Below are 13195 nucleotides of genomic sequence, written 5' to 3' on the forward strand. Positions count from 1 at the left end.
GACGACCTTTTTCAGTCTTTCTTCTTCAAACGATGGCTGACGGTATTGAAAAAGCCGCGCAGGATGTCGATGTCTTCGGTTTGCGTGTTGGCGCGGCCGAACAGGCTTTGCATTCGGCGCATCAGGCGTTCGCTGTTGCGGCGGTTGAAGAAGCCGATGTCGTCCATGACGCTTTCCATGTGGGCGACCATGCCTTTGATTTGCTCGTGGGTGGCGGCGTGGTCTTCTTGTTGCAGGTGGGTCATGGGCATATCGGTCTGACTGAAGATTTCGTAGCACACGACCTGAACGGCTTGGGCGAGGTTGAGCGAGAAATAGTCGGGATTGCCGTTGATGGTCATCAGGCGGTTGCAGGCCTGCACTTCTTCGATGCTTAAGCCGAAGGTTTCGTTGCCGAAGACGAGGGCAACTTGTTCTCCGCGTTGTGCCGCCTGCAATAATTCGGGAACCAGTTCGCGCGGGGTTTGCAGCGGTGCAGTGATTTCGCGGCGGCGGCTGGTAAGGGCGCAGGCGAGCGTGGTGTTGACGAGGGCTTCGTCGAGTGTGGCGGCAATCACGGCGTTGTGCAATACGTCTGCCGCACCGGAAGCGAGAATGAAACTTTCCTCCGGCAGTTGGAAGTCTTGCGGGTTTTCGGGGTTGAAAACAGGCGGTTGTCCGGTCATCGGCGTGGACATTAAATTCGGGGCAACGATGGTGAGATTGTGCAGCCCCATGGTCTTCATGGCGCGGGCGGCAGAGCCGATATTGGCGGGATGGCTGGTGCGGGTGAGGATGATGCGGATGTTGCCGAGATAGTCGGGCAATTCAGGCTTGGTTGAAGTCATGTTTTGTTTTCGGTTTGTTCGGGAATCGGGTATAATGCGCCATCTTTTTGTTTTCAGACGACCTTTCGCCTTGGGGCTTGAGAGGTCGTCTGAAATGTTCTTTAACAACGTCGGAAACGTACAAACGTTGCGTTCGGTGCAGATGCGCCGGACGGTATTTTACCTGATTTAGAAAGAAAACCCATGAATCCGTTTTTAAATACCGCTTTCAAAGCCGCCCGCAAAGCCGGGCAGATGATGATCCGCGCAAGCGGCAATCTGGATGCCGTCAAAGTTGACAGCAAGGCATTTAACGATTTCGTTTCCGACGTTGACCGCAATTCTGAAATGATTTTGGTGGAAGCGCTTAAAGAAGCCTATCCGCATCACAAAATCACTTGCGAAGAAGGCGGTTCTCACGGCAAAGCCTCCACGGAATACGAATGGATTATCGATCCGCTCGACGGCACGACCAACTTCTTACACGGCCATCCCCAATACGCGATTTCTATGGCACTGCTGCACAAAGGCGTGTTGCAGGAAGCTTTGGTGTACGCACCTGAACGTAACGATGTTTACATGGCTTCGCGCGGCAAAGGCGCGTTGCTCAACGACCGCCGTATCCGTGTTTCTTCCCGCATTGAGTTGAACCGCTGCTTGATCGGTACCGGCTTCCCTGTTGTCGACCAAAGCATGATGGACAAGTATCTGGCTATTTTGAAAGACTTTTTGGCAAAAACGGCCGGAGGTCGCAGAGAAGGCGCGGCTTCGTTGGATTTGTGCGCCGTGGCGGCCGGCCGTTTGGACGGTTTCTTCGAGTTCAACCTCAAACCTTGGGATATTGCCGCAGGCGCGCTGATTGTGCAGGAAGCCGGCGGTATCGTTACCGATATGTCCGGCAATGAAGGCTGGCTGGAAAGCGGCGATATTGTGGCAGCCAATCCGAAAGTGCTGGCGCAGATGCTGCAAATTATTGCCGGACATCTGTAAAACAGGAGGTCGTTTTCAGACGACCTTTTGTCCGTCTTAATACGGTGTCGTGATTTAGCAATATTAGGAATATCATCCATGTTACTTTCAGGGGCATATAACTACCTTTTGTCGCAATCTGAAAACAGAGATTCCGATTAATGATAATATGCTCAAAGAATTGATTTGCAAAAGGCCGCGCCTCTGCCAATCAGATAAATGACGAACCGTATTGCTGTGAATAATATGAAGAAAAAAACATTTTTGAATCGTCCTGAGTCATCCATCCTTCGCGCTGGCAAGCTTGCTGCCGCAGTTTGTGCGGCGGTGTGTGCGACAACAGCGCAGGCGTATCCTTTGCAGGCTATTTTAAGGGATGCCATGGTGTCCGATCCGATTGTGAAGGAAGCGAAAGCGACCGAAGATTCGGCAAAAAGCACAACAAAGGCAACCCGTGCTCGGCATTATCCTGTGTTGACGCTGACGGGTACCAAAGTTTTGGCGCAGAAAAACAAATATTCCAGCAGCGATATGAGTGACGGTGTTGGCATACGCGGAACTGTGAATGTTTATTCATGGGGTGCCATCAATGCGGCGGTACGGCGCGATAAAAATAGAGAGCAATACTATCATCAGCGCTATTTTGAAAATCAGGAACGCTTGGGCAGCGACATCGGCAAGCTCTATTTGACCGCATTGCGCGCGAAAGAAATCCTGCGCATCAACCGTCAAAGTCTAGTTCGGCACAATAATCTTCTGAAAGATTTGAACATTATCGTGAAATACGACAGCGGCCGCCGTTCCGAACTCATCGAAGCGCGTGCGCGCCAGTTGCAGGTCGAATCATCAATCGCGCAACAACAGCGTACGATGGAATTGGCGTTGAGCCGCTTGTCACGCTACACCGGACGGCAGTTGACGGCAGAGGATTTGGAAGATCCGTTTGCCAACGACAGCGCGGAATCATTGGTTCGCCGTTTCAAAACCGCCGATAACAACACCAATCCTTCCTATCGGGCGCAAGTGGCAGAACGCGACAGCGTGAAGGCAGATTTGGACGTTTCCAAAGCAGAACGTCTGCCCGCCGTAAATTTGGAAGGTAATGCGAACCGCGACAACAGACAGCTTTATCTGAATGTGGCATGGAATGTCTTGGACGTTGCCGCGCGCCATAATGTACAGAAAAATGCCGATGCGTTGATTGCTGCCGAATCGAAATCCGAGCAGATTATGCGCGACATTACCGAGAAAACCCAAACCGCCGAAATCGACATGCGCGAGAGCGAACGCCGTGCCGATATTGCCGCGCAACATATTGCCGCTCAAAAAGACGTGGTTAAAACTTACGAGCTGCAATTCAAAATCGCCCGCCGCACGCTGACCGACGTTTTGGGCGCATACAACGAATTGTCCAGCATCGAGCAGGAAAGCATTTCGGCGCGCAACGATTTCCGCGATGCCGCGTTGGATTATTTGGCTGCGCAGGCGCAAATGGCGAATTGGGCAGGCTTGAAGCAATAACATAAAATCTTAACATCATTACTCATTACGCGAATTATCATGAAAGCAATCATTGAACATATTGTGTTGGTTACCCGTCTCTTAGGGGCGCCTGTGTCAGAAGCCGCGCTGACGGCAGAGGTGGTGCGGGATAAAAAACTCAATGTCAACTATCATTCTCTCGTCGAAGTTTTACGCAGCCACGGCTTTGAAAACACATTGTCCAAGCGCAATCTGGAAGACATTCCTTCGCTTGCCGTTCCTGTGATGATCATTCTTCACAACGAAGAAGCCGCCGTCATTACGAACATCGAAGGTTCGGGTCGCAACAGAAAATATCATATCCGTCAGGTAGATGGCTTGGAACAGCAGCTTGATCATGACCAGCTTTCCGGTCTGTATCTGGGTTACTGTTGGTTTATCAAGCCTAAAATGGCGGCGGACACCCGTTCCGAACTGCCCGAATATCACCTTCCCAAAGCATGGTTTTGGAAAGTCATTTGGCGTTTCCGCAGCTATTACTATCAAGTGATTTTGGCGACCGTCATCATCAACTTCCTCGCTTTGGTCAGCTCGTTGTATGTCATGAACGTGTACGACCGCGTCATTCCCAACCAAGCCTATGAAACCCTGTGGGTTTTGAGTATCGGTGTTGTCCTCGCCATTTTGTTCGAATTTGCCGCCAAGATGATACGCGGTCATTTGACCGACATCGCTGGTAAAAAAGCCGACCTGATTATCAGCTCTGCCTTGTTCCGTCGCGTGATGGCATTGCGCCTCGCCGACCGTCCTGCTTCGTCCGGCTCATACGCCAACAACCTGCGCGAATTTGAATCAGTACGCGAATTCATGACCAGCGCGAGCCTGTTGACTTTGGTGGACTTGCCGTTCCTATTGCTGTTTATCTTTGTTATTTCGATAGTCGGTGGCAAATTGGCTTTGGTTCCTTTGGCCATCATTCCGATTGTCGTTATTGTCGGCTTCATCGTCCAACGCCCCTTGTCGCGCCACATTAACGAATCCATGAAAGAAAGTTCGCAACGTTCAGGCCTTGCCGTAGAAGCCATCGAAGGCATCGAAACCCTGAAAACCAACAACGCGACTTCATGGGCGCAACAACGCTGGGACGAATACACTGCCAAAACCTCCGCTTCATCCATCAAAGTTAAAGACACCAGCAATTTCATGGTCAACTTCGCCGTTGCCATGCAGCAACTCAATACTGTCTTTTTGGTCGTTGTCGGTACCTATCTGATTCATGCTGATAACCACGCAGAACGAATCACTATGGGTGCGCTGATTGCCTCAGTCATCCTGTCCGGTCGCGCGTTGGCTCCGCTGGCTCAAGTTGCCGGTCTTGCTACCCGCTTCCAACAAGCGAAGTTAGCATTAAAAGGCGTGAACGATATTGTTTCCCGCCCGATCGAGCGCAGCCCCGAGCGCAAATACATTACTTTGGACAACGTTCAAGGCAATATCGCCTTTGAAAACGTAACGTTTAAATACAAAAACGAAAGCAACAACGCGGTTGACGAGTTGCGCATCAACATCCGACCCGGTGAAAAAGTCGGTATTCTCGGACGCATCGGCAGCGGTAAAAGTACCATGTTGAAGCTGGCGAGCGGTCTGTACGATACCGAAAAAGGCAACGTAACCCTCGACGGCGTCGATATGCGCCAACTCGATCCGAACTTCCTGCGTAACCAAGTCCTCCTGTTTAGCCAATCTCCACGCCTCTTCTTGGGCACATTGCGCGAAAACATGGATTTGGCGCGTGCCGACAGCTATTCAACCGATCAAGACCTGCTGACCGCACTTAAACGCTTCGGTCTAGATCAAATCATCCGCAACCATCCGAGAGGCTTGGATATGCCTTTGGGTGAAGACGGCTTGGGTCTGTCTGGCGGTCAAAAACAAATCATTGCCCTCGCACGCATGACGCTGCGCGACCCTAAAGTCGTCCTTTTGGACGAACCGACAACAAGTCTCGACCAAGGTACCGAACGCATGGCATTAAACGCTATCGCCCAATGGGGACGCAACCGCACCATGCTCTTGGTAACCCACCGTCCGCAAGTGCTGCAAATCGTTAACCGCATCATCGTGATGGAAAACGGCAAAGTCGTTATGGACGGTCCGCGTGATTTAGTCTTGCAAAAACTGATGCAAAACGAGCAAAACAAAGTCAAAGCAGCACAACAAGCGCAGGAAAACCAACGTCCCGGCGAAGCGGCGCAAGCATGACGAAAAGGGAAAAGGTCGTCTGAAAACACGTAGAAAGCGTTTCAGACGACCTCTTTGAAAACAACAAACAGATACCGAAGATTCATCATTATGAGCGAAAACAACGTTAAATCCAAAGACCTGCATCTTATTAACGATTTGAATGCAGCCTTACAAAAAGAAAAACACAGCGGCCAATTTTGGGTCATCATCCTGTTTTTCCTGCTGCTCGTCGTCTTTGTCGTATGGGCATACAACAGCACCGTCGAAGAAGTAACCCGCGGCAACGGCAACGTCATCCCCAGCAGCCGTGAACAAGTCATCCAAAGTCTGGACGCAGGCGTCATTACCCAAATGATGGTTAAAGAAGGCGATTTGGTTGAAAAAGACCAAATTCTGCTAAAGCTCGATGACACCCGCAGCCTTGCCGTTTTACGCGAGAGCGAAGCCAAAGTCCAAAACCTCGAAGCCACCATCGCCCGCCTGAAAGCTGAAGCCTACGGCGGCAAACTTACTTTCCCTAAAAACGTCAGCCCTGAACTTCGTCGCCGCGAAACCGCCGCATATAATGCCCGTCGCCAAGCCATGACCGATGCCGTACAAAGTTTGGTACAAAGCAAAGCGGCGCTTGATCGCGAAATCGCCATTACTGCACCTATGGTGGCACAAGGTGTCATGTCCGAAGTCGAACTCCTCAAAATGCGCCGCGAATCCAGCGATTTGACCCTGCAAATTGCCGAACGCCGCAACCGATACAGAGCAGATGCCAACAACGAACTTGTCCAATCCGAGTCCGAGCTGGCGCAATCCAAAGAAAACATGGCAATGCGCGCCGACCCGGTTGACCGCTCCCAAATCCGCGCCCCCATGCGCGGTATCGTCAAAAACATCAAAATCAATACCATCGGCGGCGTAGTCAACCCAGGCGAAGAAATCATGCAAATTGTCCCTGTTGACGACAAACTTCTCGTCGAAGCCTATATCCGTCCGCAAGACATTGCCTTTATCCGCGCAGGACAGCCTGCTTTGGTTAAAGTCAGCGCATATGACTATTCCATCTATGGCGGTCTGGACGGCAAAGTTACCCTCGTCGGCGCCGATACCGTCAGCAACTCCATGCAAAGCCGCGCCAACGACTTGAAACTCGACCCCAACCAAGTTTACTACCGAGTCATCGTCCAAACCGAGAACAGCACTCTGAAAGACAAAAACGGTAAAGACATGCCGATTATCCCCGGTATGGTTGCTACGGTGGATATTAAAACCGGTGAAAAAACTATCTTCCAATACCTGATCAAACCGATTACCCGTATGAAACAGGCATTGAGCGAGCGTTAATTTCATCAAATAAAACTTATTTAGCAGTCAAAAGGTCGTCTGAAAATGTATTTCAGACGACCTTTTTGTCGGATAGGGGAGTATTGGCAGTCCTCACTTCTATTTGTACGGGAATAAGGTTTTACAGTATTTTCATTTCGATCCGCTTCTTTTACGAATATAACGAAATCATCTTTTTTTAAAACCAAGCATTCTTTCCCATTTTCAGACGACCTCATTAAAGTAACGTGCAATCCGAGAATTAAGGAAAGAACCATGACCGCAACCACCGCCCCGCTTTTGCGCTTCATCACTGCCGGCAGCGTCGACGACGGCAAATCCACCCTCATCGGCCGCCTGCTCTACGACAGCAAAACCCTGCTGACCGACCAGCTCGACAAACTCAACCGCGCTGCCGAAAACGGCGAAACGCCCGACTTCGCCAGCCTCACCGACGGCCTTGCCGCCGAGCGCGAACAAGGCATCACCATCGACGTCGCCTACCGCTATTTCGCCACGCCCAAGCGCAAATTCATCATCGCCGACACGCCCGGACACGAACAATACACCCGCAATATGGTAACGGGCGCATCGACCGCCGACGCCGCCATTGTCCTGATAGACGCAACGCGCGTCGATTTTTCCGGCAGCGAACCCGTCCTCCTGCCGCAGACCAAACGCCACAGCGCGATTCTGAAACTCTTGGGCTGCCCTAACATCATCGTCGCCGTCAACAAACTCGACCTGCTCGACTTCGACGAAGCCAAATATCAGGCCATTACCGCAGCCTACCGCAAGCTGGCGGAACAAATCGGCCTCCAAGCCCAAATCCACTTTCTGCCCATCAGCGCGTTAAAAGGCGACAACATCGTCAACGCCAGCAGCCAAACCCCGTGGTATCAAGGTTTGCCACTTTTACCCCTACTCGAAAGCCTGCCCGTCAACCGTCAAAACGCCACCGACCAAGCCGCCCATTTCCCCGTGCAGCGCGTCGCACGGCAAGACGGCAGCAGCAGCGACGACTTCCGCGGCTATCAAGGCAGGCTGGAAGCAGGCCGTCTGAAAACAGGCGACGAAATCAAAGTCCTGCCTGGCGGACACACCGCCAAGATTGCCGAAATCTACAATCCAAACGGCAAAACCGAATCCGCCGAAGCGGGCGAAGTGCTGACCGTCACACTCGACACCGATCTCGACATCTCGCGCGGCAACAGCATCGCCGCCGCCGACAGCCCCGTCGCGCCCGAACAGCAGTTCCAAGCCGCGCTGTGCTGGTTCGACGACATCCCGCTCAACCTGCGCCGCAAATACCTGCTGAAACACACCACCCAAACCACGCCCGTCAAAATCAGCGCGATTTCCTACGTTTGGGACGTGAACACCCTCAGCCGCGTCGAATCCGCCGACACGCTCAAGCTCAACGACATCGGCAGCGTCAGCCTCAAAACCCAGCAGCCGATCGCCGCCGTACCCTACGAAGAAAACCATGCCCTCGGCGCGTTCATCCTGATAGACGAAGCCACCAACCACACCGTCGCCGCAGGCATGATAAGCAAGGCTGACCAAGCGGACAGTTTTGAAATTTGAAACAGGGCATCTTGAATTGAAGAGATCGTCTGAAACACCGAAACAGGGTTTTCAGACGACCTCTTTAGTATGGAAGATTAAGGCAGGGAACATGGCAGGTCGGCTTTAAGCCCTGCGGCTTTGCTTTGTCCTCATCCAACGCGGTGGAAAATTACAGTGAATTAAAATAACGAAATCGCGGCATGGCATTTTTTATTTGGATGCATGGTAAAAGGTCGTCTGAAATCGGAAAGGAAGGTTTTCAGACGATCTCTCATGACGGCTCGTCTGAATCAAACAGGCTTTTGCATGCATACAGCAGCCCGCCCGCCAATACGGCAAGGCCCACCGCCGCCCAATACGCATCGGCATAGCCGACCACCTTTGCCAGCCGCAGGGCGGCAAACCCCGCCGCGTAGCTGCCGAGCAGGACGACGGAGAATTGCAGGCTGCTGTCGAGTGCGGCGGTGGCGCGGTCGGATTTGTCCATCACCAACGCCAGTATCACCGGCAGCAGCAGCGTGTAGCTCAGGCTCAGGGCGATGATTTGCGCGGTCGGCAGCCAAGGGTGGACGCGGGCGAGCGCGTCGATGGCGGTCATGGACGCCAAAAGCGGCAGTTGCAGCGCGTAGAGCAGGAACACGAGTTTGCGGCGCGGATAATTGCGCGAAAACCAGCCCGATAGCGGCGTAACAATCAGGCAGGCAACAGGAATACCCACCGCCAGAATTCCGCCCGTCTGCTTCGGGGTGAAGCCCAAATCCGCCAGTTTGGGCACAAAAGTCGCCGCTGCAAACGCATACGGCGCGGCAACGGCAAACAGCAGCACCAGCCACCGCCAGCCCGTTTCAGGCTGCCGCCAAAAGGAGACCAGCCGTGCCGCCAACGCCGTCAAACCGCCTTGCGCCGTCGGGCTTTCCGGCTCGCGGTAGCACAAGAGTTGCAGCAGCATCAGCAGGGTGAACGCCAGCATAAAGCCCGCCGCCGCCGTCTGCCCGTATTCCTGATACAGCCACAACACCAGCGCGCCGCCGATCATCTTGCCGCCGCGCGCCGCCATCGTCTGAATCACGCCGCCGAAACCGCGTTCGCGGTGCGGCAGGACGATGCACGACAAGCCCAGCATAGCGCAGCCGTACACCGCCGACATTGCCGAGAGCAAAGCGCAGCAGGTCAAAAGCAGTGGGAAGTTCTGCGTGATGTCGGTGCAGGCCATCAGCCCAAACACTGCCGAAAGCCCCAGCGTCGCCGCCAGCAGCCAGCCGCGAAACCGCCCGAACCGTCCCGCCGGCCGCCGCTCCATCAGCGCGGCAAACAACACCTTCGCCGCTTCGATACCGCCGATTAAATGTATCCAGCTCAGTTGGTTCAGGCTGTAACCGTGGTTTTTCAAAATAGCGACCAGCGCGACCAGATAAAAACCGGTCAGCGTGAATTTGTAGGTGCTGCCGCCGATAAGCAGCAGCCAGTCGCGCGGGGCGGGGAATGTCGGGGTTTGTTGGGACATGGATGGCTCCCTATTGCGAGTGTACGGGAATGATGTGGGTGCGGTAGGTCGTCTGAAAAATGTTTCAGACGACCTATGGCTCTGTTCTACATTTTCAAGCAGTTTTTCAGACGACTTTCGGGGGCTGTCTGAAATGGAAAAAAGCAGCCCCTTTTTATCCTTTCATCACCCGAAACGTCAGATTAATCCGCGGCTCTTGGATGCGGGTGCTTTTCAGGATGGTGTGCAGCCAGTGTTTCTGCGTTTCGCCATGCATCACAATGAGCTGTCCGTGTTCCAGCCACATTTCGCGTTTTTCCTTGCTTTCTTTGTGTTTTAAGGCAAATTTGCGCGTTGCGCCGAGGCTGAGGGAGGCGATGGCACTGTCTTTGACCAGCCCCTGCCCTTCGTCGCTGTGCCACGCCATGCCTTCGTTGCCGTTGTTGTAGCGGTTGAGCAGGCAGGAGTTGAAGCGGGTGGGGCAGATGTCGGCGATGGCGGCTTCCACGCGGTTTTTGAGTTCGGGCAAGACGCCATTCCACGGCAGGGCGATGCGGTTTGCGCCGGAATAGCCGTAGTTGTAGGACGTGTCTCCGTACCACGCGACTTCGCGGGCAGTGATGATGTGCTTGCCGAATATCACGGCTTCGTCGTGCCGCCAGGGAATATCACGCTGCAAAATTTCAAAATAACGGTCAGCTTCGGCGGCGGTGAAAATCCGTCCGAAATCGCTGACGATGCCGTCGTAGGGCAGGAGGTTGGCGTACGGGTTGGCGGTTTCGGGGAAGAGGTCAAACATCATCAGCGTCTCCCAATTCGTGAGCCAATATCGCCATTTTGCGCCCGCGTTGCCAGCGGTAGCCGCCGATGATGCCGCTTTCGCGGATGACGCGGTGACAGGGGATGAGTAATGCAACGGGATTCTGTCCGACGGCCGTCCCTACGGCGCGCACGGCGTTGGGCGAACCGACGGCCTGCGCCACTGTGCCGTAGCTTTGCAGGCTGCCTGCGGGAATATCGAGCAGCGCCTGCCAGACTTTGAGCTGGAAGGGCGTGCCTTTGATGTGCAGGGTAACGCTGCCGCCGCAACGGTCGGACGGGCTGCCGAATGCTTTTGCGGCTTGGCGGTGGCACTCGGTTTCCCGCTCAACCAGGCGGGCGTTCGGGTACTCGGCGCGCAATTCGTCCAGGGTAGCAGAGAGGTCGTCTGAAAAACGCATGAAACAGATGCCTTTGTCTGTCGCTGCCGCCAGCAGGTCGCCGAAGGGGCTGGGAATCAGACAGTAATCGATTTGCAAGCCCGCACCGCCGTTTTTGTATTCGCCCGGAGTCATTTTTTCGATGTTTATAAACAAATCGTGCAGCCGCCCCGTGCCGCTCAGTCCGCCGCAATGCGCCGCATCCGACACGCTTTCGCTGTTTTTCAGGGCTTCTTTGGCACGGCTGATACTGATGTGTTGCAGCATTTTTTTCGGACTGATGCCCGCCCATGCGGAAAATTCGCGCTGCAAATGTTCGGGACTGACGTGCACTGCCGCCGCCACCTGCGCCAAATCGGGCTGCTCGGCGGCATGGTCGTAAAGGTATTCGATGGCGCGGGCAATGCGGAGGAATTGGCGGGTTTGATTTAAGTTCATAAATTATCCTGTCGTTGTATGGGATAGGATAGCCTGAAAGCCGACAAGAAACGACCCGATTGTTGATGGAAAGATTGTTTGTCTGTCTGAAATTCATCAATAATCGGGTCGTCTTTATATCGCGGCTTCCTTAAACTTGCATCGTCTTTAACCGCATATGTAAGGAACGTTATGTCAAGCTTATTGAATTTGAACAATAAAACCGCCGCCGTTATCGGCGCGTCGTCGGGTATCGGTCGCGCGGTTGCACTGCTGTTGGCGGAGCACGGCGCAAACGTTGTCTTATGTGCCCGCCGTGCCGACAAACTGGAAGAAACCGCCGCACTGATACGCGCACGCGGCGGACGGGCTGTTGCCGTGGCAGGTGACGCAGTGCTGCCTGAAACGCACGAAGCCGTCGTCCATGCGGCAGAGCAAGAGTTCGGCAGCTTGGATATCGCCGTGAACAACGCGGGCATCATCGGAGCGTACAAACCCTTGGCGGAACTTTCGCCCGAAGAGTGGCGGGTAACGCTGGACGGTAACCTAACCGCTGCCTTTCTCGGCGCGCGCAGCCAAATTCCCCTTATGCTCGCACGCGGTGGTGGCGCGATTGTGTTCACGTCCAGCTTTGTCGGCACCAGTTGTGCCCTGCCTAACAAAACCGCCTACGGCTGCGCCAAAGCCGCACTTGCCGCTCTGGCAAAAGGCATTACCGCCGACTATGCAGCCCAAGGTATCCGCGCCAATGCCCTGCTTCCCGGCGGTACGGATACGGAAATGATGACTACCGACCCGCAGCAGCGGGCATGGGCGGAAGGGTTGCATGCGGTCAAACGCATCGCCCGCCCCGAAGAAATTGCCGCCGCGATTTTGTTCCTCGTCAGCCCGATGGGCAGCTTTGTAACGGGTACGGCGTTGTTTGCGGACGGCGGAAATTCGGCGGTGAAGTAAGAGACCGCCTGAAGATTACACGCTTCGGCTCAAATCTGCCAAAAACGCCTGCCGCTGTTCGTCGGTGGATTTGTCCATATTGCCGAAGTTGAGCCACCGGCGTTTGGCGATACCGATGCCTTTGAGCGTGTGTCCCACCATCGCTTTGCCGATGCCGTTGCCGCCAAACCATTTCAGATACCATGTGGGGGCGGTGGACGTGCTGATGACCAGTGCTTCTTTGATGTGGGATAGGTTGCCTTTCAGGCCTGTGGCAGTCGGGACGTAAGCGAGTGTCTTTAGGAAAACTTTGTCTTCAAATCCTTTGACGATGGCGGGCATATCCGCCCACCAGATCGGAAAGATGAAAATCAGGCGGTGGGTGGTTTTCAAGAGTTCCTGATAATGTAAAACCAGCGGGTCAAGGGCTTTGCCTTGGTTGAACAAGGCAAGCTCTTCTTTGGTGTAGGCGGGGTTGAAACCGTCTGCGTATAAGTCGATCAGTCGGTATTTTTCGCCTTTTTTGTCCAACAGTTGCTGCACGCGCCGCAAAATGCCGTGATTGAAGCTTTGATCATAGGGATGGGCATAAATGATTGTGGTAAATGACATTTTTGTACTCCTAAAAGTCAGTTGCCGAGTGTTCCCATGCTATCAAACGAATGTCGGTTTGCTCAAATCTGTATCGGACAGGCAAGGCTGAATGATATAGTGGATTAACTTTAAACCAGTACGGCGTTGCCTCGCCTTAGCTCAAAGAGAACGATTCTCTAAGGTGC

At 53.8% G+C, this 13195-nt stretch carries 12 protein-coding genes; 6 read left to right on the forward strand and 6 right to left on the reverse strand.

The window, feature by feature from the left end:
• Positions 1-11: 11 nt before the first annotated feature.
• A complete protein-coding gene (locus tag AC5M9B_RS09765; RefSeq protein WP_487648576.1) occupies positions 12-827 on the reverse strand; it encodes an RNA methyltransferase in 816 nt (271 codons plus the stop codon).
• Positions 808-951 carry a hypothetical protein gene (locus tag AC5M9B_RS09770; protein WP_487648577.1) on the reverse strand — a complete coding sequence of 48 codons (144 nt, stop codon included), beginning with the start codon at positions 949-951 and terminating at the stop codon, positions 808-810. The genes AC5M9B_RS09765 and AC5M9B_RS09770 overlap by 20 nt, the downstream gene beginning before the upstream one ends.
• Before the next feature lie 59 nt (positions 952-1010).
• On the opposite strand from AC5M9B_RS09770, the gene AC5M9B_RS09775 reads away from it, so the two are divergent.
• The 5 genes from AC5M9B_RS09775 to AC5M9B_RS09795 all read left to right on the forward strand — a co-directional run bounded on the left by AC5M9B_RS09775 (position 1011) and on the right by AC5M9B_RS09795 (position 8402).
• Positions 1011-1796: an inositol monophosphatase family protein gene (locus AC5M9B_RS09775; RefSeq protein ID WP_487648578.1), complete on the forward strand. Its 786-nt coding sequence runs from the start codon at positions 1011-1013 to the stop codon at positions 1794-1796.
• A 198-nt stretch (positions 1797-1994) separates the two neighbouring features.
• Positions 1995-3296 carry a TolC family protein gene (locus AC5M9B_RS09780; RefSeq protein ID WP_083310446.1) on the forward strand — a complete coding sequence of 434 codons (1302 nt, stop codon included), beginning with the start codon at positions 1995-1997 and terminating at the stop codon, positions 3294-3296.
• Between the two features lie 39 nt (positions 3297-3335).
• On the forward strand, positions 3336-5519 hold the full coding sequence (locus AC5M9B_RS09785) for a type I secretion system permease/ATPase (RefSeq protein ID WP_070656478.1): 2184 nt from the start codon (positions 3336-3338) through the stop codon (positions 5517-5519).
• A 90-nt stretch (positions 5520-5609) separates the two neighbouring features.
• The gene (locus AC5M9B_RS09790) at positions 5610-6836 is read left to right on the forward strand and encodes an HlyD family type I secretion periplasmic adaptor subunit (protein WP_070656481.1); all 1227 of its coding nucleotides are present in this window, start codon (positions 5610-5612) and stop codon (positions 6834-6836) included.
• A 255-nt stretch (positions 6837-7091) separates the two neighbouring features.
• Positions 7092-8402: a sulfate adenylyltransferase subunit 1 gene (locus AC5M9B_RS09795; RefSeq protein ID WP_487648579.1), complete on the forward strand. Its 1311-nt coding sequence runs from the start codon at positions 7092-7094 to the stop codon at positions 8400-8402.
• A 253-nt stretch (positions 8403-8655) separates the two neighbouring features.
• Here the strand turns inward: AC5M9B_RS09795 and AC5M9B_RS09800 are convergent, their stop codons facing one another.
• The 3 genes from AC5M9B_RS09800 to AC5M9B_RS09810 form a co-directional block, all read right to left on the reverse strand.
• Entirely contained in the window at positions 8656-9888 is a 1233-nt protein-coding gene (locus AC5M9B_RS09800) for an MFS transporter (protein ID WP_487648580.1), read from the reverse strand.
• 154 nt (positions 9889-10042) lie between these two features.
• Positions 10043-10669, reverse strand: a complete 627-nt coding sequence (locus AC5M9B_RS09805) for an alpha-ketoglutarate-dependent dioxygenase AlkB family protein (RefSeq protein ID WP_487648581.1) — start codon at positions 10667-10669, stop codon at positions 10043-10045.
• Positions 10659-11504 (reverse strand): bifunctional transcriptional activator/DNA repair enzyme AdaA, encoded by an 846-nt coding sequence (locus AC5M9B_RS09810; protein WP_487648582.1) that lies wholly within the window; start codon positions 11502-11504, stop codon positions 10659-10661. The genes AC5M9B_RS09805 and AC5M9B_RS09810 overlap by 11 nt, the downstream gene beginning before the upstream one ends.
• 171 nt (positions 11505-11675) lie before the next feature.
• On the opposite strand from AC5M9B_RS09810, the gene AC5M9B_RS09815 reads away from it, so the two are divergent.
• A complete protein-coding gene (locus tag AC5M9B_RS09815; RefSeq protein WP_487648583.1) occupies positions 11676-12437 on the forward strand; it encodes an SDR family oxidoreductase in 762 nt (253 codons plus the stop codon).
• A gap of 15 nt (positions 12438-12452) precedes the next feature.
• On the opposite strand, the gene AC5M9B_RS09820 is transcribed toward AC5M9B_RS09815, so the two are convergent.
• A complete protein-coding gene (locus AC5M9B_RS09820) occupies positions 12453-13028 on the reverse strand; it encodes an NAD(P)H-dependent oxidoreductase (RefSeq protein ID WP_019271668.1) in 576 nt (191 codons plus the stop codon).
• Between the last annotated feature and the right edge of the window lie 167 nt (positions 13029-13195).

The organism is Neisseria flava (assembly GCF_982712965.1).